Here is a 20,174-nt window from a genome sequence, read left to right as displayed (position 1 = left end):
AGGGTGCTTCCGTGTTAGACTATTTCAGGCGGTTGATGAGTTGGTCGAGGGATTGAAGGAACTGGGAGCGGTCCCGCTTGGAGAAGGTCGGGTTGTGGCCCTTGATGTCGCCCGACTCGCGGAGGTAGGCGTTTAACTCGCGCATCGCCAGGGCGGGGCCGATGGTGTCTGCGGTCGTCGGCTGTCCGGTCGGGTTCAGGACGTGACACCCCTTCTCCAAACAGCGGGCGGCCAGCGGGATGTCGGCGGTGACGACAATGTCGTTGGCCGTGGCGTGTTCGACGATCCAGTCGTCGGCCGCGTCGAACCCCGACCGGACGACGACCTGTTCGACGGTCGGCCCCGGAATCGATGCCATCCCCTGGTTGCTGACCAGCGTGATCAGCAGCGAGTATCGGGTCGCCACACGGACGGCTTCGGCCTTCACCGGGCAGGCGTCGGCGTCGATGAAGATTCTCAGGCCCATGACTCGCCCCCGTCGCGGTTACGGCCCCTTCGACGCGATGATTCGCAGCAATTCGATCGGGTCGATCGGTTTGACGAGGTGCAGGTCGAACCCGGCCGCTCGCGATTTCGCCCGGTCCGAGTCCTGGCCCCAGCCCGTGAGCGCGATCAGGAACACCTTCTCGAACTGTGAGGCGGCCCGGAGGGTCTGCGCGACCTGGAAGCCATCAAGCCCCGGCAGGCCGATGTCCAGCAGCACGACGTGCGGGTCGAACTGCGCGGCCAGCGGCAGGGCGGACGGCCCGTCGTGCGCGATCCGGGTCGTGTGGCCTTCAATGCCCAACAGCATCGCCAGGCTCTCGGCCGCGTCGACGTTGTCGTCCACGATCAGCACCCGAACCCCGACCTTCGCCCGCTGGTCGTTCGCGGCTTGAGGGCGATCGGGCGGCATCGAAGAGGCGCACGCGGGGAGGCGAATGATGAACTCGCTCCCGAGGCCGACGCCTGGACTTCGCGCTTCCACGGAACCGCCGTGCAACTCAACGAGCCGCTTCACCAGCGTCAGCCCGATGCCGAGGCCGCCTTGCGCACGGTCCAGCGTTTGATCGACTTGGGTGAAGAGGTCCCAGATGCGGGTGAGCATCGGGGGCGAGATACCGGACCCCGTATCCCGCACGCGGACGATGGCCTCCCGCCCGTCCGGGGATAGCTCCGACGTAAGCTGAATCTGGCCCCCTTCGGGCGTGTACTTCGCCGCGTTGTTCAGGAGGTTGGCGATCACCTGACTGATGCGCGTCTGATCGGCTTCCAGTTCGATCGGCGATTCCGGCGGGACGACCGTGAGGCGGTGCCGCCCGGCCTCGATCAGCGGGCGGCTCGTCTCGACGGCGTTCTCGATCACCCGCGCGAGCGGCACGCGCTCCCTGCGGAGTTCGATCCGCCCCTTCGTAATCCGACCGACGTCGAGGAGGTCGTCGATCAGTCGCACCATGTGGGTGAACTGCCGGCCCATCATGTCCTGGGCGCGGCGAATCGCGTCTTCGCCGGCGGCCGGTTGCTGGAGGATGTGCAAGGCCGCCCGGATGGGGGCCAGCGGGTTGCGGAGTTCGTGGGCCAACATCGCCAGGAACTCGTCCTTCCGGCGGTCGGCGTCCTTCAGGTCTTGTTCCAGCAACTTGCGGTCGTTGATGTCCAGGGCTACGCCGATCATCCGCCGGGCGTGATCGGCGGACGACGGGACGACTTGGCCGCGGACGAGGACCCACCGGCTCGCGCCTCCCGGTTCGACCAACCGGAATTCTTGATCGTAGTCCGCGTTCTCGGCCGCGCTCCGGCGGATTTCGGCCTGCACCGATTCGCCGTCTTCGGGGTAAACGCGAGAAAGTAAGTCGTCGAGAGTCACCGAAAGGCCGGACGATAGACCGAAGATCGCCTTGCACCGCGAGGAACAGCACATTGCCCCCGTCGCCAAGTCGAGTTCCCATTCGCCGAGTTTGCCCGCTTCGAGGGCGATGCGGAGGCGGGCTTCTCCCTTCCGTGCTTGATCTTCGGCCCGCCGGATGCGCAAGAGTGCCCGGACCGTGGCGAGCAGTACCGGCGGTTCGGCCGCGTCGGTGAGGTAGGCGTCGGCCCCGCTTTCCAGGCCGTGCGCCTGACTGGCCGGGCCGACGAACGTGGCGGACAGGAGTAGGATCGGGATGTGGGCCGTGGCCGGGGTGGCTTTCAACCTCTTGCAGACTTCGTACCCGTTGATGTCCGGCAACTTGATGTCGAGGACGATGAGTTCCGCGGCTGCGGCCATGCGAACGGCGTCCGAGCCGGTTTCCCCCTCGGTGACTTCGAAGCCGCCCATCTGGAGAACGCGCGTGACCGTGTACCGCTTGACTTCGCTGTCGTCGATGACCAGGATTCGGGTCGGCCCGTCAGGCATGCGTGACTCTCGGTGGTGCAATCCCGGCGTGCTCAAGGGCTTCCCACACGACCCGGCCGGCGGCCTCGCGGGAGGCGGTTGGGGCCTTGGCCAGAATGCCCGCGACCTTCCCGGCGAGCCGTGCTTGCTCGGCCGCGCTCGGGGTGTGGGACGTGTACACGAACACGGGAGTGTCGCGCGTGTCCGGGTCGGCCTTCAATTGGTCAAGAGTATCGAACCCCGACAGGTCGGGCATCATCAAATCGAGGAAGATCGCCCGCGGGTGGTGGAGCTTCGCTTGCCGCACGCCATCGCGGCCGCCCTCCGCCTCGACGAGATTCACGGTTCCGTTCTCCAGCAACCCGCGGAGCAGGTAGCGGGCGATTTCGTCGTCGTCGATCAGCAGGAATGTTGGCCGCGTCGATTCGGCGCGCCGCGACCGCTCACCGGGCGTCCCCGCCGTCGGGGCCGAGTAGTTGCGCGGGAGGCTGAGATAAAAGGTCGAGCCGACCCCCGGTTCGCTCGTCAACCACACGCGGCCGCCGAGCAGTTCCGCCAGCCGTTTCGAGAGCGGCAGGCCGAGGCCGGTGCCCTTCACTTTCGACTGAACGGCGTTCTCGATCTGGCCGAACTCTTCGAAGATCCGCTCCCGGTCGCACGCCGCGATACCGATGCCCGTATCGGACACCGCGAACTGGATCGTACCGTCGGCGTGGGCGAGCGCGGTCAACCGCACCTCACCGTGCTCGGTGAATTTGAGCGCGTTCGAGAGGAAGTTGCGCAGGATTTGTGCGACCTTCCCTTCGTCGGTGTGCAAGGCTCCGACGGCCGCGGCGTCGTCGAACGTGAGGGCCACGCCGTCGCCGGTCGTGAGCGGCCGCATCATGCCCCGCAGGGCGGCGAACAGGTCGGCGGCCAGGAACGTGTTGGGGCGGACCACGACCTTGCCGGCCTCGACTTTCGCCAGGTCGAGCAGGTCGTTGACGAGTTCTGAAAGGCCCACCGCGGCCCGCCGCACGAAGTTCACTTGCTTGACTTGCTCGTCCCTCAACGGGCCGTCCGCGCGATCGAGCAACAGTTGCGTGAGGCTGACGATCGAATTCAGCGGCGTGCGGAACTCGTGGCTCATGTTCGACAGGAACCGGGACTTCAGGTCCGACACCCGGCGGATCGCCTCGGCCTTCTCGTCGAGTTCGGCGTAGAGGGCCATGACCCCGCGGTTGGTTTCCTCCAACTCGCGGTTCAGTTCGGCGAGACGGGTTTCGCGCTCGCGCAGTTCGTCGAGCGTCTTCAGCAAGTCGCGGTTCTGCTGGCGGACTTCGCTGAAAGGGTCTTCGGGCGAAGACTTCAGCAACTCCGCGATAATCTGGCCGAGTTTCTGATCGGTGGGGACCGACCCGGAGCGGGCGAAGGTTTTCTTCAGTCGCACCGTCGTCCCCACTTGGGGCTGCGACTCGATCGTGAGATCGTCCACCAAGCGCCGGGCCGAGACCAAACCGAGGCCATTAGCCGAGCCGGCGCGACCGTCGAGGACGGCTTGCGGGTCGGCGATCCCCGGGCCGTTGTCCTGCACGTTAATCAGGAGGGTTCGGCCGGCCACGCCGAACTCGACGCGACACCCCCGCCCGAATTGAACTGCGTTCCGGACGACCTCGGAGGCCGCGGTGGCCAGGCGGATTTGGTCTTGCGGGTCAAAGCCGAGCAACTCGGAAACCTGCCGCGTCCGCTGCCGCGCGACAACGATCCCCTGTTCGTCCCGGATGTTCACCGCGAGCAACACGGTCATGGCGACGAAATCTGTCCTTTCAAGTCTCGGACGACCAGAACTGTCACGTCGTCCCGTGGGCGGCGGTAGTCGCGGTAAAGCGATCCGGCGATCACGGACGGGTGCCGGTTCATAATACCCGCGTGCCGTGTCAGGTCCCACTGGGAACCAAGGCCATCCGAGTGCAGCACCAGGGTTGCGTCGGTCGGGTACTGGTACTCAAACGTCTGCACCTTGCGAATCGTGTGCCCGATCGTGCCGCTCATCGAGACTAACCCTTGCCGCCGGTCTGGTCCGAGGATCGTGCCCGCGATGTTGCCGACGCCCGCGAACCGCAGGACCGCACGGGCGGGGTCGATCTCGGCCACCGCGACGGCCGCCCCGCGGGTCGCCCGGAGGGCGGCGTGCAGCATTTCGAGAATCTCAGTCGGTTCCGTCTGAGGCGTGTAGTGGAACGCCCGAATCGCCTCGTGGGCGGCTGTCGCGGCGAGAGGTCCGTGGCCGAGGCCGTCCACCATCAGGAACGTGGTCCGGCCGCCGGTCGCCTTGACGGCCCAGCCATCGCCGCAGACCTCCTCGCCGGTGAGGGGAAGGCAAATCGCCCCGAGATTGCCGAGCGCTGCCGGCCGGTTCGAGGAATCTTTTTCGGCGAAGCGGATCATGATGACCGTGCCCGCTCCCACCGTCGAAGAGATGTCGAAGTCGTCCGAGAGCCGTTGCATGCTCCCGAGTCCGTTTCCCGACGTGCCCGCCGTGGAGTAGCCGTCTTGCAGGCACAGGCCGATGTTGGTGATACCCGGCCCGCGGTCGAGACTCAGGAGTTCCATTCCCCCGCCCTCGAACGGCGAGAGCGAACGGAGGATGATTTCGCCGCCCTGGGCGTGCTTGCTGAGGTTGGTCGCCGCCTCCGTCGCCACGATGGCCACGCGACCCTGCTCGACTTCGGAGAAGCCCTGACGGGCGGCGAGGGCGACGGCCGCCCGCCGGACTTCACCAGCCCGCGACGGGTCGTCCACCGGGAACGTGATGGAGTCTTCCAGGAACCGATCCCCCGAGGGGCCTATTTCCACTTCGTGACCGTCACCCGCGTGCCGACGCCGACGACCGAGTGGATGGCGAATTCGTTGGTCAACCGCTTCGAACCGCCCAACCCGAGGCCCATACCCTTGCCGCTGGTATACCCGTCGCGGAGGGCTTGCTCGACGTCGGCGATGCCCGGCCCCTGGTCTTCGAACGTCAAACGGACGCCCTTGCGGACGCCTTCCTCAACCAACTCGATGAACATGTGGCCGCCGCCGCCGTACTCGAGCGTGTTCCGTGCCAGTTCGCTCGCGGCGGTGATGATCTTGGTTTGATCGACGAGCCCGAACTTCGCCTCGATAGACCAGACGCGGACGATTTGGCGGACGGCGACCACGTCGGCGTCGGAGCGGATCGGGACCGTGTCACTCTTCAGGACCGGCATCGGTTCCCTCCGTGACCGTGGGGCCGATTGCCCGCTCCAAAATCTGCATCCCGCGCTCGACCGTCAGGGCCGTCCGCACGCCGGGGAGGCTCATTCCGAGTTCCACGAGCGTGATCGCGACGGCCGGTTGCATCCCGACGACGACCGTCTCCGCGTCCAGCACGCGGGCCATTGAGGCGATCGTGCCGATGATCCGGCCGATGAAGGAATCGACCAACTCCAGGGAGGAGATGTCGATCAGCACGCCCCGCGCGTTCGTCTCGTTGATCTTCGCCGTCAGGTCTTCCTGAAGGGCGAGGGCGAGCCGGTCGTGCATGTCGACTTGAATGCTCACGAGCAAGAACTTGCTCATCCGAATGATCGGAATGCGCTCCACGATTACCTCCCCGCGGTCGGGCGGGTGATCGCGAAGCCGGTCCGCTTGAGGGCGAGGATGAAGGCGTCCGCCATCGACGCCTTCGTGGTCACGCCGGACAGGTCGACGCCGAGGTGAACGATCGTTTGCGCGATCTGCGGGCGGATGCCGCTGATGATGCAGTCCGCCCCCATGAGCCGGGCGGCGGCGACGGTCTTGAGCAGGTGTTGAGCCGTCAGCGTGTCCATTGTCGGCACGCCGGTGATGTCGATAATGGCCGTCTCGCTACCGCTCTCGACGATCTTTTGAAGAAGGTTCTCCATGATCGTCTGCGACCGCGCGCTGTCGAGCGTGCCGATCAGCGGGAGGGCCAAAACGCCTTCCCACAGTTTGACCACCGGCGTCGAGAGTTCCAGCATCTCTTCCTGCTGCCGCTGGATGAGCGAATCGCGGGTTTGCTGGTAGACCTCGGTGACGTAAAGCCCCAACCGGTCCAGGAGCACGCTCGTCGCCCAGGTCTGTTCGGCCAGGACCTTCGGATCGTTCGCGTACTCTTGTTGCAACAACTGGAAGAGGGGCTCTTTGAGGGAGAAGATGAACGTGGCCGTCGCGGTGGTGCTGAAACCTTGCTTGCCGCGGGATCGCGAAATCGACGCCAACAGGTCGCGGACGGGCTGCCATTCGGAACCATCGACGTTTTGCGATCCCGACTGAACGGCCTGCATTAGCGCCCGCAAGAAGTCGCGGCACTGGTCGCGAAGTTCGTTCTCTTTGATGAGATCGGGCCGGTAGGTCGGGGCGGCTTTTTGGGCCGTGATCCAGTTGGCGAGGAGGGTGGATTCGTGCCGTTCGAGGATCGGCCTTAAGCCGGTGCTACCGGTTGTATTCATGGAGCTAGTCGCGATTCGTGATGAAATTGTGAGTGTCGATTTTGTTTAGGGATGTTCGTGCCCAACGGCGACAAGTAGACCCCGCCTTACAGCCCGAAGAAGTCCTTGCACCGGTTGATGATCAGCGTGACCAGACTCGCCGGGTCGACCGGCTTGACGAGATGGAGGTCAAAGCCGCCGGAGGTGGTCCGGCGGTAGGCATCGGCGTTACTCATGGCCGTTATGGCAACCAGGAACAGCGGGCGACCCGCAGCCTGGGCGCGGAGTTTGAGGGCAAGTTCATCCCCGTCCATCCCCGGCATGTGCAGGTCGATCAGGCCGACGTGCGGGAGGAAATCCATTGCCGATTGGAGCGCAGTCATCCCGTCATAACAGACCGAGGTCTCGAAACCGAGGAGCCGTAAGAGCCAGCTGAGGGAATCAGCCGCGTCTCGGTTGTCGTCTACCACCAGCACACGGCAGGCTTCTCCAAATTTCAAGGACGGGAGAGTGTTCACTGAAATCCTGGCGGAGCAGAGCCGACCGTTCGAAGGAACCAACTCAACTTACAAGCAACTTCTGTGCCCTGGTTTTTCCGAGGCCGGCGAGCCTTCGACTGCTGGCGGACATTGTCATACCTACATACTCTACAGTGACCCGCTCGGTGTACGTAAGATCGCCGCGACAACGGCATTCGGCGTGCATTGTTGGTGTGAATTGCCCATTCACGATGACACGACCCGGCCCGCACCCGCCTGCGGACTCCGTCCGTAATGGGACCTCACACACCGACACCCGTAATGCCTGATCGCCCCAAGCCCATCCCCGCCGCGGGGAAAAGTAACGACATCACCCTCTTCGTCGGACTGGCCGTCGTCGTGCTGTTCTTCGCCGCGAGCGGGTTCGTCGCGTACTACAACACGCGCACGTTGAACCGGAACGCGGCTCTGGTCCGGCAAACGCACGAAACGCTGGCGGCCCTCGACGACATCCTCTCGCTCGTCAAGGACGCGGAGACGGGGCAACGCGGTTTCGTCATCACCGGCGACGAAGCGTACCTCGAGCCGCACACCCGCGCGATCGAGGAGATCACCGGCCGGTTCCAAAGTCTTGAACAGCGATTCACCGACGTCGAGGAACAAGCCCACGTCCGCGAGCTGAAGGCCCTCATCGCCTTGAAGTTCCGCGAACTCGACGAGACGATCGCCCTCCGCCGCACCCGCGGGTTCGAGGTCGCCCGCGTCGCGGTCGCGACCGACCGAGGGAAGGCCGCGATGGACCGGATTCGCAGTCACGTCGCGGCGCTCGAGGCCGTCGAACGGGATCAGCGCAACCGGCGGATCGAGGAAATGGACAAGGCCTTCGAGCTCGCGATCAGCAGTGGGGTGCTGACCGGGTTGCTCGGCGTGGGCCTGTCGGCTGCCGTGGCCACCCTCGTGCGGCGGTCTATTCTCGCGCAGCGACGGCGAGAGTGGCTGCAAACCGGCCAGGTCGGGCTGAGTACCGCGATGGTCGGCGACCGCCGCATCGAGCAACTCGGCGAGAGCGTGCTGAAGTTCCTGGCCGAGTACCTCGGCGCGCACGCCGGGGCGATGTTCGCCGCCGAGCAAGGGGCGTTCCGCCGGGTGGCGACCTACGGCGTGCCGGTGGCGGGCGGCACGGCGGAGCGGTTTTCGCTCGGCGACGGCTTGCTCGGGCAAGCGGCGAAGGACAACCGCACCTTCATCCTGCGAGACGTGCCGGACGGGTACCTCGCGATCGGGTCGGCCTTCGGCCGGGGCACGCCCCGACACTTGCTGGTCGCCCCGCTCACCGCCGACGGGAACGTGAACGCCATGATCGAACTCGGCTTCGTTCACCCCGTGGACGGCCGCGTGACTGGCCTGTTCGAAGAAGTGTCCGAATCAGCCGGGATGGCCGTGCGGGCGGCGACCTACCGGGCGAGCCTGCAAGACTTCCTCGAAGAGACGCAACGGCAGGCGGAGGAGCTGCAAGCCCAGGGGGAGGAACTCCGCGTCTCCAACGAGGAACTCGAAGAGCAGGGCCGGGCACTCCGCGAATCGCAGGGCCGGCTCGAACAGCAGCAGGTGGAACTCGAACAGACCAACGCACAACTCGAAGGGCAGGCCGCGCTCCTGGAAGTCGAACGGGACTCGGCCACCCGCGCCCGGCAGTCGGTGCAGGCGCAGGCGCAAGAACTCGAACGGGCGAGCCGGTACAAGTCGGACTTCCTCGCCAACATGTCGCACGAGCTGCGGACGCCGCTGAATTCGTCACTCATCCTGTCCAAGCTGCTCGCCGACAACGCGACCGGCAACCTCACCGCCGAGCAGGTACAATTCGCCCAGACGATCCAGGCCGCCGGCAACGACCTCCTCACCCTCATCAACGACATCCTCGACCTGTCGAAGATCGAGGCCGGGCACATGGAGGTCCACGCCGAGTCGGTTCTCATCGCAGACATCGTTGAGTCCCTCGGGCGCACCTTCCGGCCGGTCGCGGAGCAGAAGAAGCTCGAATTCCGCACGCGGATCGACCCCGGGTGCCCCGACGCGATCGAGACCGACCGGCAGCGCGTCGAACAGGTGTTGAAGAACCTGTTGTCCAATGCGATCAAGTTCACGGAACAGGGCGAGGTGGAACTGAGCGTCGGCCGCACCACCGACGGGCTGGTCTCGTTCGCCGTCCGGGACACGGGAATCGGCATCCCCGAGGACCAGCAGGCCGTTGTCTTCGAGGCGTTCCGGCAAGCGGACGCGAAGGCCAACCGCAAGTACGGCGGCACCGGGTTGGGGCTGTCGATCTCCCGCGAACTGTCGCGGCTGCTCAGCGGCACGCTCAGTCTGACGAGCGAACTGGGTCGGGGGAGCACGTTCACTGTGACGCTCCCCGCCGCGTACGACGCCGCCCGCGTGCGGTCGAGCCAGCGGCCCGTTCCCGCCGTGGCGGTCGCCAAGTCGGCCGCCATTCCGATCCCGCCGGCCCGCCAGCCCGTTCCCGCGTTCGAACCGATCAAGTCCCCACGGCGGGTCGAAGACGACCGCGAGCGGATGACCGGCGAGCGCCGCGTGATCCTCGCGGTCGAAGACGACGAAGCGTTCGCGCGGATCATCTACGACCTCGCCCACGAGTTGAACTTCAACTGCCTGATCGCGACGACGGCCGAGGAAGGGTTGGCCACGGCGATCCAGCACCGGCCGAGCGCTGTCATTCTCGACGTCGGCTTGCCGGATAACTCCGGGCTGTCGGTCCTCGACCGGCTGAAGCAGGATTCCCGCACGCGGCACATCCCCGTCCACGTCGTCTCGGCCGGCGACTACGCCCAGACGGCGCTTTCGCTCGGGGCCATCGGCTACATGCTGAAGCCGGTCAAGCGGGAAGAACTCGTTCAGGCGCTGGACCAGCTCGAAAATCGGCTCGACCACCGCCTGCGGCGGGTGCTGATCGTCGAAGACGATGCCGTGCAACTCCACAGCCTGCGGAAACTGTTGGCGGCGCACGACGTCGAGACGGCCGGGGCGGCTACGGCGGCCGAGTGCCTGGAGCAACTGAAGGCAACGACTTACGACTGCATGGTCCTTGACCTGTCGCTGCCGGACTCCTCGGGCTATACCCTGTTGGAGACGCTCAGCCGCGAGGACGCCTACGCCTTCCCGCCAGTCATCGTGTACACCGGCCGCGAACTATCGGCCGACGAAGAACAGCGATTGCGGCGGTACTCGAAGTCGATCATCATCAAGGGGGCGAAGTCGCCGGAGCGATTACTCGACGAGGTGACGCTGTTCCTGCACCAGGTCGTTTCCGAGATGCCGCCGGAACAGCAGAAGATGTTGGAGAAGGCCCGCAGCCGCGACACCGCCCTGGAGGGCCGGCGAATCCTCGTGGCCGAAGACGACGTGCGGAACGTCTTCGCGCTCACGAGCATCCTGGAACCCCGCGGGGCCAGCGTGCAGGTCGCGCGGAACGGCCGGGAGGCGATTGTCGCCCTCGAAAAATCGCTCGGCGACCCGGCCCGGAAGATCGACCTCGTGCTGATGGACGTGATGATGCCCGAGATGGACGGCATCACCGCCACCCGCGAAATCCGCAGCCGCGACGAGTGGAGGCGGCTGCCGATCATCGCCCTGACGGCCAAGGCGATGAAGGACGACCAGGACTTGTGCCTGTCCGCCGGCGCGAACGACTACATGGCCAAGCCACTCGATGTGGAGAAGTTGCTGTCGCTCGTCCGCGTCTGGATGCCCCGATCATGACCGACGACCACATTCCGCCGACGAAAGTCGATGACGTCGAGCTGCGGTTGCTGCTCGACGCCATCGCGCAGGTCTACCACTACGACTTCCGCGGGTACTCGATGGCCTCGGTCAAGCGGCGGCTTTCGCACGCCAAGGAGCGGTTCGCGTGCCGCAGCTACTCGCAGTTGCAAGACCGCGTACTGCACGAACCGGACGTCTTCCCGGCCCTGCTCGCCTTCCTCACGGTGCAGGTCAGCGAACTGTTCCGCGACCCGGCGTACTTCCGCGCGATCCGCGAGAAGGTCGTGCCGCACCTGCGGACGTACCCGTCGCTGAAGGTCTGGGTGGCCGGGTGCAGTGCCGGCGAGGAGGTCTACTCGCTGGCCATCCTGTTCCGCGAGGAGGGGCTGGAAGACCGCACGCTGTTCTACGGGACCGACATCAACACCGAGGCGCTGCGGAAGGCGGAGGCCGGGGTGTACGAACTCGAGCGCATCCCGCTTTTCACCGAGAACCACCGCCGGGCCGGCGGGAAGTCCTCGCTGTCGGACTACTACACCGCCGCGTACGGGGCGGCCCGGTTCGACCCGTCGCTGCGGAAGCGGACCGTCTTCTCCGACCACAGCCTCGTCTCGGACCAGGTGTTCGGCGAGATGCAACTGGTGTCGTGCCGGAACGTTCTGATCTACTTCGACCGCAACCTTCAGGACCGCGCCGTCGGGTTGTTCAAGGACGCGCTCGTCCGCAAGGGGTTTCTCGGCCTGGGGTCGAAGGAAAGCCTGCGATTCAACAAGCACTCGGAGGACTTCTCCGAGTTCGCCCGCGACGAGAAGCTCTACCAGAAACGAGGTGACTCGTGACCGCGCCGCCCGCGGGGGCCGTCGTCATCGGGGCGTCGGCCGGGGCCTTCGACGCCCTGTCGGCGATCCTGCCGCGACTGCCGCACAAATTCCCCTGGCCGGTCTTGGTGGTCGTCCACATCCCGCCCGACAAGAAGAGCCTCATGGCAGAACTGTTCGCCGCCCGCTGTCAGGTTGCCGTGAAGGAGGCCGAGGACAAGGAGCCGCTGTGCGGCGGTACGGTCTACTTCGCCCCGCCGGACTACCACCTGTTGGTCGAACCCGACGGGCGGGCGTCGTTGTCCAGTGAGGAGCCGGTCCACTTCTCGCGGCCGTCGATCGACGTGCTCTTCGAGTCGGCCGCGGACGCCTTCGGGCCGGCCCTCGTGGGCGTCGTGCTAACCGGGGCCAACGCCGACGGTGCCCACGGGTTGCGGGCCGTTCACGACGGCGGCGGCACGACCTTCGTCCAGCGGCCGGACACCGCCCAGGCCACAATGATGCCGCAAGAGGCGCTCGCCGCCTGCCCGGCCGCCCGGGCGATGACGCTTCAGGAGATCGCCGCCTACTTGAACACCGTGGGGGGTGACGCATGACACGGCCCGGGACTTCGCCGGTTATCTTTTTGCTCGTGGACGACCGGGACGAAAACCTCCTCGCGCTCGAGGTGCTCCTCCGCCGCGAGGGGTTGTTACTGTTGAAGGTCCGGTCCGGCCGCGAGGCGTTGGAGGCGCTCTTGGTCCACGAGGTGGCGCTCGCGTTCGTGGACGTGCACATGCCCGAGATGGACGGGTTCGAACTCGCCGAACTGATGCGGGGCACCGAGCGAACTCGCCGCGTGCCGATCATCTTCCTGACGGCCGCCGAACCGGACCGGCAGCGGCGGTTCCGCGGCTACGAGGCCGGGGCCGTAGACTTCCTCACGAAGCCGATCGAGCCGCACGTCTTGAAGAGCAAGGCCGACGTGTTCTTCGAACTCTGGCGGGAGCGGCAGGAGGTGGCCCGCCAGCGGGACGAACTCCGGGTCGCCACCGAGGAGAACATGCGGCTGCTCGCGGAAACCCGTCGCACGGCCGAGGCGCTGAAGGACGCGGACCGGCGGAAGGACGAGTTCCTGGCGACGCTCGCCCACGAACTGCGGAACCCCCTCGCGCCGATCGCGAACGGGTTGCAGGTGCTGAAGATTTCCAACGACCCGGCCGTGACGGGCCGGGCGCGGGACATGATGGAGCGGCAACTGCGACACATGGTGCGGTTGGTCGACGACTTGCTCGACATCTCGCGGGTGACGAGCGGCAAAATCCGCCTCCGCCCGGAACCGCTCGACCTCCGGACCGCGGTCGAGGCCGCCGTCGAGGCGACGCGGCCGGTCGTCGACGCGGGCGACCATCATCTGACGGTTCACCGGCCGGAGGAACCGCTCATGCTCGTCGCCGACCCGACCCGGCTCACGCAGGTCGTCGGCAACCTGCTGACCAACGCAGCCAAGTACACGCCCAACGGCGGCCGGATCGAAGTGACCGTTCAGCGGGTCGAGCGCGAGGGCGTCGTGTGCGTGAAGGACTCCGGCGTGGGCATCCCGCCCGAGATGTTGGATCGGGTGTTCGACCAGTTCACGCAGGTGGGGAAGAACCTCGATCTGGCGCAGGGCGGGCTGGGTATCGGCCTGGCCCTCGTCCGCAAGTTGGTCGAGTTGCACGACGGCCGCGTGACGGCGGAAAGCCCCGGCGTGGGCCAGGGCAGCACTTTCACGGTTCGACTGCCCCTGCCGGCCGAGGCAACTTGATCTTCGGGCGGGGTAACGCCCGCCGTTACCGCACGCCGCCGGCCGGGATGATGTCCTGAATCCGTGCCCGCGGCTTCGTCAGGTCCACGAGGACGGGGTTGGGCGTCGTCACCTCGCTCTTGTTCCCGGCCGCGTCCCACGCCGTCATGCGAAGGTAGACCTTCGCGGGGACTTTCTCGGGCAGCTTCCAGGCGTAACTGCCGGTGTCCGGCAGGCGAACCGGCATGTCGGTGCCCGCGCCGGCCACGATGGTAGTCGCGGTTTCCCCGCCGATCGACTTCCACGGCCCGCCCAGTGTGTCGCTCCACGCGACGGCGACGCCGTCCTTGAGCGGGTTCTTGTCCTTGACCTCCCACTTCAGCGTCAGCACGCCGGGCCGTGCCGGGTCCGCTTCGGGCGCGTAAACCTTGATGAGCGGCGGCGACAGGTCGACCAGCACGCGGAAGTCCGGCACGCCGCCTTCCGCCGGCGGCAGTTCGCTGATCCCCGCGCCACTGATCGGCACGAGGCGGAAGCCGTAGCTCCCTTCGGGCTGCACGTTCCCGCGGGTGTCGAGGGCCACGTGCAGCGGCTTCTGCTCGCCGTCGTGAACGCTCCAGCGGTTCCACGTCTTGCCGTCGTCGCGGGTCACGTACAGTTCGACCTTGCTGATCCCCGACGGTCCCGCTTCGAGTTGGTACGGCACCTCGAACTTCAGGTAGTTGATGACCTTCACGCCGGGTGCCTCGGCCGCCGCCGGGGTGACGGCCGTCCCCCCGACTCCCTGCCCGGACACCAGCGGAGCGGGGCCGGGGGGCGCGGTCGGCGCGATGGCGACGGGTGTCGGCAACGGCGCGGGCGGTGCCGGTGCGGGCATCGCGGGCGGGATGATCGTTGGCGGGGCGATGCTCGGCGTTGGTGCCGGTTTCGTCAGATCGATGACTGGCGGCGCGGGATTGAGCATCGCCGACAGGTTCGAAGGCGGGGCGATCTTCGGCAGCACGAGGCCGCCGTCGTTGCCGAGCGGCTTGACGTCCGGGGCGGGCGTCCCGGCCGGCGGCGCGAACGCGCTAACGCTCGTATTGGTGCCGAGAACGTCCTTCGATTGCACCGTGACGTTGCCCGCCACGTCTTCGACCGTCACGCGGACGGTCAGGCCGGCGGCGGTACCGGGGTTGAACGACGCGGAACGGCGGTCGGTGGTGCCGATGGTCACGCTCTTCCACGCGAGTTCCGAATCGCCGATCGGCTTCCATTCGAGCTTCGTCTTCGCGTCGGCCGGGTTCCGTTCGTCCACGCTCCAGCCGACTTGCACGTCGTCGCCCTTACGGTCGGCGGTCAACCGCACGACCGGGGCGGTGGCGTCGACGAGGAGCTTTTGCAACGGGGCGGCCTTCGTCACGTCGGCCGGGTCGCGGACGCCGTTCTTGTAGACGATGACCATGTTGATGAGGTACACGCCGTCGTCTTTCGCCGTGTACAGGATCGACTTGGCGTCCGGCGTGGCGGTGTTGCCGAGTTCCCACACGCCGCTGTTGTCGCGGCAGATGTACAGTTCGATGGAGTGAATCGCGCCCTTCTGATCGGCGTCGACGTTCAGGTCGAAGGCGAGGTTCCGCGACTTCATCACCTGGGCATCGGTCCCCGCCGGTTGGCCGACAGCCGGGCGAACCGTGGTGAACGCGAGCCACCCGACCGCGAGTGCGACGACGCCGACCGCCAGCTTGTTCCGTGTTCTGCCTGCCATGGCCCACCCTCGCTGGCCGAACGCCACCGACCGGGAATCCGGTTCTTCCGGGTGTATCGGCTATTCCGGCCTCGAACTTCAGCGCAGGCGGGGAAGTGTTGAAAAAGATTCAAGTTCGGCGACTCTCAACCCTCGCGTGTTCACTCTCGCCCCGCCGGGATAAAACGGACCTCCCACGACCCTCACCAGGAATGAGCCGCGATGACTGCCGATGACGTTCGCCGATTGCTCGAATCCGTTCGCCGTGGCGAAACCGAGATTGCCTCGGTGGTGCAACAACTCACGCCGATGACGGGCGATCTCGGCTTCGCGACGCTCGACTTTCAGCGTCGCGAACGCTGCGGTTTCCCGGAAGTTGTGCTGGCCGAGGGGAAGACGGCGGACTGGGTCGTCCAGGTCGTCCGGCGGATGCGCGAGGCGGGGCAAGACTGCCTCGCCACGCGGGTCAGCGGCGAACAATTCCAGCACCTCGCGGCCGAGTTCCCGCAGGCGGAAGTGGACCACCTCGCCCGCACCTTCTGGCTGCCGACGCCCGGCGACCGCCCGCCGTTGGTCGGCGACGTACTCGTGGTGACGGCCGGCACTGGCGACCTGCCGGTGGCTTACGAGGCGATCAACACCGCCCGCGTGATGGGGGCGAACGCTGAGTTGATCGCCGACGTTGGCGTGGCCGGATTGCACCGCATCCTGCGGAAGCGTGACCGCCTCGCCGCTGCCGACGTAGTCATCGTGTGTGCGGGAATGGACGGAGCATTACCGAGCGTCGTGGGCGGATTGGTCGATTGCCCGGTGATTGCGGTCCCGACGAGCATCGGCTACGGGGCCGCGTTCGGCGGCGTGGCGGCCCTGCTGACGATGCTCAACAGTTGTTCGGCCGGCGTAGTGACGGTGAACATCGACGCCGGCTTCAAGGCGGGGTACGCCGCCGCCCTGATGGTGCGAAAGATTGCGAAGAGTTAGCCGCGGCCTAGCACCAAGTCGAGTGCCCAGCACCCGCGGCGGTGGTTCGTGCCGTGCCGCAAGTGGTCGAGCAGCGGTCGGTCGGGGCAGTGCGCGTCTTCCAAGGCGTCGGCCAGAATCGGCAGTCGGTCGAACGCCTGATCGCGCTGCACGCCAAGGGCGATGTTGCGGGCAAATTCGGGGACGCGGAACGTCGTGCCGTCGGGCATGAGCAGACCACCGCCGACGAAGTCGGGTTGAACGACGTACTCGCGACTTAGTGGCGGAAACAATTCTCGCAGCAGGTCGCAGGCATGACTCTGAAAATCCTTGCGGGCCTGGGGACGCAGGCATTCCGGCGTGGCATTGACGGCGGCCAATGTCCCGTACTCAAGGGAGGCCCGCAGGCTGTTATTGGACTGGTAGGACTTGAGCGCTTGCAGGATGTTGAAAATCGACACGTCGACGTTATGCGCCGCCAGTTCGGCCGGGCTGACCGGTAGCGGCCGATCGAGGGTTTGACAATCCGCGGCGTCAAGGGCGGCCAATTGCTCGCGGTAGGCGGCGGTTTCAATTTCCCTTTCCGCGAACTGCTCGTGGAGGGCGACCAACGACCGGGCCGTTGGCGAAAGGTGTTCCGCAAGCGATTGCACGATGCCGGTGAGGAACAGTGTGTGCCTCCGGCCGAACAACTTCGTGCCGAGTGCCCGGATCATTTTCCGCGGCGTCTGACACGTCAGCCATTCCGCTTCGGTCATCGTCCTCGGCCCCGTGGTTGCTGGAACACGGCGAGCAGTTCCGCGTCGGCGTCCGGGGATGTCGGCTTTTCCGGCGGAATCACTTCGGGCGGCGAAGGCGGCGTCTCGTCGCGAATGACCCAGTCGAGGAATCGCTCGCACCGCCACGCGGTCACGTGCGCCCGCCGCGCGGCTTCGTGCAGGCGCTGATCGTTCGACACCACCACCAAGCCCGGTGAGGGGACTTCCAACAGCGTTTCGATCTCGTCGTCTGCGGCCAGCCCGAAGCTGAAGCGAACCTTCACCCCGCCGTGGTCCCCTTCTGGCGACGAGGACGGCGAGGCCTGCCCGTCGAAGACCACACGGAATTGGGCCTTCTTCGCGCGGCCGACGCCGGCCAGCCAGTCGAGGAACCGGCGGCGGATCGGCTCCAGCCGTTGCGTCGGCTTCGCGGTCAGGTAGCCGGCCGCGTGCATCAGATTGTAGCCGTCCACCAGGAATGGCACGTTAGCCCTTCTTCCCCTTGGTCAGCACGAGAAGCACTGTCGTCGGCTTCGCCGTGAAGTCGGTCGGCCGCGGTTGGCCCGGCAGTGCGAGGTGAATCTTGAGGGCGTCGCCGGCCAGTTCGTAGATGCCGGGGTACGTGCCTTGTTCGCCCTTCGGCCCGCCGTCAAGGGTCACGTCGATCTGCTTCTTGTCGGCGTCGAGTTTGTACGCCGCGGGTCGGCCGGCGGTGATCGCGTCGGCGTCGATGGTGACGCGGACGACGTTCTCCTTCAACTTCGCGGCCAACTCGCCGCCGGCTGTTGCCTCGCGGACCAGCGTCCAGTCACCGGCGAGCGGTGGCTTCGGCTTGTCGGCTTTATCGTCCGCCGTCGCGGGCAGTGCGAGGAACAGACCGAGCAGTAGCGCGTTCAAAATCCGCATCCGCGATCTCCTGATTGGGGTCATTGTACCGTCGGTACGAGCCACGCGAGAATAGAATCAACGCAGTTAATCCGCCACGCCGACCTTCGCGTCGACGATGCTGAACAGGTACGCTTCCGGGTCGTCGCGGTTCAGTTTCAAGGTGCCCATAATCTTCACCGGCGTCTTCACGGCGTCGGCCACTTCGCCCTTCGCCAGTTGCACGCTCACGATGCCAGTCGGCTCGGGCAGTTCGCAGAACCAGCAGCCGACGGGGAACTCCGTGAACAAGAACGCCTCCAACTCCGCGTCCGCCGTGGTCGGGCGGATGAAGCCGACGAGCGAGACCGGCTTGCCATCGAGCCTGTCCACGAACTTCAGGTGGTTGACGGCGAACTTCTTGCCGATGGTTGTCTCGCCCAGGGCGGCCCAGGGCAGCGGCGTCGGGCCGTCGGGGTTGATCGGCGGCAGTTTGCTCTCGTCGAAGGTGCGGGCCAGTGGCCTGGCGGACCGAAACGCGAGCGTGCCGCGATCGGCGGAAACGTGCTCGCGCTTGTCGAGTTCCTCAACGACGGCCCGCCACTGCTGCCGCTTTTTGCGAAGACTCTCGGACTTCATGCCGAACTCGGTGACGCAGCCGTCGAGAATGCTCGCGGCCGTCCGCACGTCGCCGGCCGCGTGCGCGATCTCCGCGAGTTGCCAGAGCAACCGGCCGTCGCCCGGCAGCCAGAGCGCGAGTTGTTGCACAACGGCGGCGTTCGCGTCCTTCGCGAAGATCACGTCCGGGGCGTCGGCAGGATTCTTCCCCTCCTTGCGGCGCAGGCGAACGAGTTTCAGGTGCGCTTCCTCCGCGGCCTTCGTCGCGGGCGGGGCGAGCATCACGGCCTCCGTCAGAGCGGCCTCCGCTTGTGCGAGATCGCCGGCGAGTTGCCAGGCGGTGCCGAGGTTGGCCGCGAGGCGGAAGTGCTTCGGGTTGTCGCGAACGGCCGGCCGTAGCACCTCGACCGCCTTCTCGGCCTTGCCGAAGCGGACGAGCAACGCCCCGCGGTCGGCCGTCTCGTCGGCGGTCAGCATCCGCGAAGCGGCCGCACTTTCCAGTTCGGTGAGCGCGGCCGCGTAGCCGTCGTGAATCGGCGTGACGGCCTTCGGCGATGTCAGCGCCCGGAGCATCCGATGGTCCATCAGAAACCCCCGCCACTTCGCCGGCAGCGGGTTCGTGACCTCGCCGGAGTAGTACAGCCCTGCGAACGAGGGGGCCGCCGTGACGGCGAGCAAGAACAAGGACGCGAGACGGGTCATGATGCCTCCGCCGGTTCGAGCACCCAGAGCGGGCCGTCACTGTCGAGCCACCATTCCTTCGGTTCCGGCTCGCGCACGCGGATCGACGTGGCTTCATCGACGCGGACCAACTCCCCCGGTTCGAAGGCGAGGCCGGTTTCGCGGAGGTAGCCGAGGATGCCGCTGAAGAGATGGAACACCCGCTCGCCGTCCGCGTGGCCCGGCGAGTGGTACGCCAGGTTCGGCAACCCGAGTCGCTGACAGGCGAAGGTGCGCAGCCAGACGCCGGGCACGTCGGTCAGTTCCATCTTCACGAAGCCGCCGAAGAGGAACGGGATCGGCAGCCCGCGGAGGCTCGCGAGCATGTCCTCGCCGTCGTCGTCGGGCAGCAGCGCGAAGCTGGCAACGGCCGCACGGGCTTCCTCGTTCAGTGTGGCGATCGTGCCGAGGTGCGCCATCGCCCCGGCCACGCAACTAACGGCGACGAGTTGCTCCAACGGTTCGGCGTGCCGGCCGGCGTAGTAGAGCAGGGCGTGGGCGCGGTGCCGGCGAACTTGCTCCTTGAACTCCGGCGGCAGCAGGGCCGGGCGGAGGCTGCTCTCGACCGCGTTCGGCGGCATCGGTGAATCGAACGCCACGATCTTCACGACGTGCTCGCCCCACGCGGCGAGGCCTAGCAACAGCGGCGGCGGGCCGTCGGGCGTGATACCTGTGGCGGCGGCCGGCAGTTCGCCGGCCGGAACGAGATCGATGGTCGCGGCGGACAGGCTCGGGTGGTAATCGCGAACCGCGGCCGTCAGTGCCTCGGCGGTGAGGTCCAGCAGGTCGGCGGCGAAGAGGAGTTGCAGCGAGGCGGGATTCGGTGGGGTCGCGGCGGCGGCGAAGCGGTCGAGGAAGCTCATACCCGCATCATACAAGAAG

General features: G+C 66.6%; 19 protein-coding genes. 5 read left to right on the top strand and 14 right to left on the bottom strand.

From position 1 onward, the window contains the following. Positions 1-19: 19 nt before the first annotated feature. The 8 genes from PX52LOC_RS35630 to PX52LOC_RS35595 all read right to left on the bottom strand — a co-directional run bounded on the left by PX52LOC_RS35630 (position 20) and on the right by PX52LOC_RS35595 (position 7,277). Positions 20-466 (bottom strand): YaiI/YqxD family protein, encoded by a 447-nt coding sequence (locus PX52LOC_RS35630; protein WP_149114547.1) that lies wholly within the window; start codon positions 464-466, stop codon positions 20-22. An 18-nt stretch (positions 467-484) separates the two neighbouring features. Continuing rightward, the gene (locus PX52LOC_RS35625; RefSeq protein ID WP_149114546.1) at positions 485-2,374 is read right to left on the bottom strand and encodes a hybrid sensor histidine kinase/response regulator; all 1,890 of its coding nucleotides are present in this window, start codon (positions 2,372-2,374) and stop codon (positions 485-487) included. After that, positions 2,367-4,139, bottom strand: coding sequence for an ATP-binding protein (locus PX52LOC_RS35620; protein ID WP_149114545.1), 1,773 nt, complete (start codon positions 4,137-4,139; stop codon positions 2,367-2,369). Before PX52LOC_RS35620 ends, PX52LOC_RS35625 begins: the two co-directional genes overlap by 8 nt. Continuing rightward, positions 4,136-5,188 (bottom strand): SpoIIE family protein phosphatase, encoded by a 1,053-nt coding sequence (locus tag PX52LOC_RS35615; RefSeq protein WP_218575217.1) that lies wholly within the window; start codon positions 5,186-5,188, stop codon positions 4,136-4,138. The genes PX52LOC_RS35620 and PX52LOC_RS35615 overlap by 4 nt, the downstream gene beginning before the upstream one ends. Beyond that, the gene (locus PX52LOC_RS35610; RefSeq protein ID WP_149114544.1) at positions 5,179-5,583 is read right to left on the bottom strand and encodes an anti-sigma regulatory factor; all 405 of its coding nucleotides are present in this window, start codon (positions 5,581-5,583) and stop codon (positions 5,179-5,181) included. The genes PX52LOC_RS35615 and PX52LOC_RS35610 overlap by 10 nt, the downstream gene beginning before the upstream one ends. Beyond that, positions 5,564-5,959, bottom strand: coding sequence for an STAS domain-containing protein (locus PX52LOC_RS35605; protein WP_149114543.1), 396 nt, complete (start codon positions 5,957-5,959; stop codon positions 5,564-5,566). Before PX52LOC_RS35605 ends, PX52LOC_RS35610 begins: the two co-directional genes overlap by 20 nt. Before the next feature lie 2 nt (positions 5,960-5,961). Further along, on the bottom strand, positions 5,962-6,828 hold the full coding sequence (locus PX52LOC_RS35600; RefSeq protein ID WP_149114542.1) for an STAS domain-containing protein: 867 nt from the start codon (positions 6,826-6,828) through the stop codon (positions 5,962-5,964). Between the two features lie 86 nt (positions 6,829-6,914). Further along, positions 6,915-7,277 (bottom strand): response regulator, encoded by a 363-nt coding sequence (locus tag PX52LOC_RS35595; protein WP_246173819.1) that lies wholly within the window; start codon positions 7,275-7,277, stop codon positions 6,915-6,917. Positions 7,278-7,607: 330 nt separating this feature from the next. On the opposite strand from PX52LOC_RS35595, the gene PX52LOC_RS35590 reads away from it, so the two are divergent. Genes PX52LOC_RS35590 through PX52LOC_RS35575 form a run of 4 tightly spaced genes read left to right on the top strand, consistent with a single transcriptional unit; the run spans position 7,608 to position 13,667 of the window. Beyond that, complete coding sequence (locus tag PX52LOC_RS35590) at positions 7,608-11,060, top strand: response regulator (protein WP_149114541.1); 3,453 nt, start codon at positions 7,608-7,610, stop codon at positions 11,058-11,060. Further along, complete coding sequence (locus PX52LOC_RS35585) at positions 11,057-11,902, top strand: CheR family methyltransferase (protein WP_149114540.1); 846 nt, start codon at positions 11,057-11,059, stop codon at positions 11,900-11,902. Before PX52LOC_RS35590 ends, PX52LOC_RS35585 begins: the two co-directional genes overlap by 4 nt. Continuing rightward, a complete protein-coding gene (locus PX52LOC_RS35580) occupies positions 11,899-12,477 on the top strand; it encodes a chemotaxis protein CheB (RefSeq protein ID WP_149114539.1) in 579 nt (192 codons plus the stop codon). The genes PX52LOC_RS35585 and PX52LOC_RS35580 overlap by 4 nt, the downstream gene beginning before the upstream one ends. Continuing rightward, the gene (locus PX52LOC_RS35575; protein WP_149114538.1) at positions 12,474-13,667 is read left to right on the top strand and encodes a hybrid sensor histidine kinase/response regulator; all 1,194 of its coding nucleotides are present in this window, start codon (positions 12,474-12,476) and stop codon (positions 13,665-13,667) included. The genes PX52LOC_RS35580 and PX52LOC_RS35575 overlap by 4 nt, the downstream gene beginning before the upstream one ends. A 25-nt stretch (positions 13,668-13,692) precedes the next feature. On the opposite strand, the gene PX52LOC_RS35570 is transcribed toward PX52LOC_RS35575, so the two are convergent. Continuing rightward, positions 13,693-15,393 carry a hypothetical protein gene (locus PX52LOC_RS35570; protein WP_149114537.1) on the bottom strand — a complete coding sequence of 567 codons (1,701 nt, stop codon included), beginning with the start codon at positions 15,391-15,393 and terminating at the stop codon, positions 13,693-13,695. Between the two features lie 201 nt (positions 15,394-15,594). On the opposite strand from PX52LOC_RS35570, the gene larB reads away from it, so the two are divergent. Then, on the top strand, positions 15,595-16,353 hold the full coding sequence (larB, locus tag PX52LOC_RS35565) for a nickel pincer cofactor biosynthesis protein LarB (protein WP_149114536.1): 759 nt from the start codon (positions 15,595-15,597) through the stop codon (positions 16,351-16,353). On the opposite strand, the gene PX52LOC_RS35560 is transcribed toward larB, so the two are convergent. The 5 genes from PX52LOC_RS35560 to PX52LOC_RS35540 form a co-directional block, all read right to left on the bottom strand. Continuing rightward, positions 16,350-17,090, bottom strand: a complete 741-nt coding sequence (locus PX52LOC_RS35560; RefSeq protein WP_149114535.1) for a hypothetical protein — start codon at positions 17,088-17,090, stop codon at positions 16,350-16,352. The two genes, larB and PX52LOC_RS35560, sit on opposite strands and share 4 nt — an antisense overlap. After that, the gene (locus PX52LOC_RS35555) at positions 17,087-17,575 is read right to left on the bottom strand and encodes an NYN domain-containing protein (RefSeq protein WP_149114534.1); all 489 of its coding nucleotides are present in this window, start codon (positions 17,573-17,575) and stop codon (positions 17,087-17,089) included. The genes PX52LOC_RS35560 and PX52LOC_RS35555 overlap by 4 nt, the downstream gene beginning before the upstream one ends. Before the next feature lies 1 nt (position 17,576). Continuing rightward, entirely contained in the window at positions 17,577-17,996 is a 420-nt protein-coding gene (locus PX52LOC_RS35550) for a TIGR03067 domain-containing protein (protein ID WP_168219411.1), read from the bottom strand. Positions 17,997-18,062: 66 nt separating this feature from the next. Next, entirely contained in the window at positions 18,063-19,274 is a 1,212-nt protein-coding gene (locus tag PX52LOC_RS35545; protein WP_149114532.1) for a DUF3299 domain-containing protein, read from the bottom strand. After that, positions 19,271-20,155: a hypothetical protein gene (locus PX52LOC_RS35540; protein ID WP_149114531.1), complete on the bottom strand. Its 885-nt coding sequence runs from the start codon at positions 20,153-20,155 to the stop codon at positions 19,271-19,273. Before PX52LOC_RS35540 ends, PX52LOC_RS35545 begins: the two co-directional genes overlap by 4 nt. Positions 20,156-20,174 lie beyond the last annotated feature (19 nt).

It is taken from the genome of Limnoglobus roseus (genome assembly GCF_008254045.1).
Classification (GTDB): Bacteria; Planctomycetota; Planctomycetia; order Gemmatales; family Gemmataceae; genus Limnoglobus; species Limnoglobus roseus.
The sequence above is the reverse complement of the archived record's forward strand: the minus strand, read 5'-3'. Positions and strand labels throughout refer to the sequence as shown.

Bases quoted from the DNA above. Each gene is read 5' to 3' on its own strand.
- PX52LOC_RS35550 (WP_168219411.1), bottom strand. From the start codon at position 17,996: ATGCGGATTTTGAACGCGCTACTGCTCGGTCTGTTCCTCGCACTGCCC.
- PX52LOC_RS35590 (WP_149114541.1), top strand. From the start codon at position 7,608: ATGCCTGATCGCCCCAAGCCCATCCCCGCCGCGGGGAAAAGTAACGAC.
- PX52LOC_RS35625 (WP_149114546.1), bottom strand. From the start codon at position 2,374: ATGCCTGACGGGCCGACCCGAATCCTGGTCATCGACGACAGCGAAGTC.
- PX52LOC_RS35560 (WP_149114535.1), bottom strand. From the start codon at position 17,090: ATGACCGAAGCGGAATGGCTGACGTGTCAGACGCCGCGGAAAATGATC.
- PX52LOC_RS35620 (WP_149114545.1), bottom strand. From the start codon at position 4,139: ATGACCGTGTTGCTCGCGGTGAACATCCGGGACGAACAGGGGATCGTT.
- PX52LOC_RS35545 (WP_149114532.1), bottom strand. From the start codon at position 19,274: ATGACCCGTCTCGCGTCCTTGTTCTTGCTCGCCGTCACGGCGGCCCCC.
- PX52LOC_RS35585 (WP_149114540.1), top strand. From the start codon at position 11,057: ATGACCGACGACCACATTCCGCCGACGAAAGTCGATGACGTCGAGCTG.
- larB (WP_149114536.1), top strand. From the start codon at position 15,595: ATGACTGCCGATGACGTTCGCCGATTGCTCGAATCCGTTCGCCGTGGC.
- PX52LOC_RS35540 (WP_149114531.1), bottom strand. From the start codon at position 20,155: ATGAGCTTCCTCGACCGCTTCGCCGCCGCCGCGACCCCACCGAATCCC.
- PX52LOC_RS35575 (WP_149114538.1), top strand. From the start codon at position 12,474: ATGACACGGCCCGGGACTTCGCCGGTTATCTTTTTGCTCGTGGACGAC.
- PX52LOC_RS35610 (WP_149114544.1), bottom strand. From the start codon at position 5,583: ATGCCGGTCCTGAAGAGTGACACGGTCCCGATCCGCTCCGACGCCGAC.
- PX52LOC_RS35600 (WP_149114542.1), bottom strand. From the start codon at position 6,828: ATGAATACAACCGGTAGCACCGGCTTAAGGCCGATCCTCGAACGGCAC.
- PX52LOC_RS35570 (WP_149114537.1), bottom strand. From the start codon at position 15,393: ATGGCAGGCAGAACACGGAACAAGCTGGCGGTCGGCGTCGTCGCACTC.
- PX52LOC_RS35630 (WP_149114547.1), bottom strand. From the start codon at position 466: ATGGGCCTGAGAATCTTCATCGACGCCGACGCCTGCCCGGTGAAGGCC.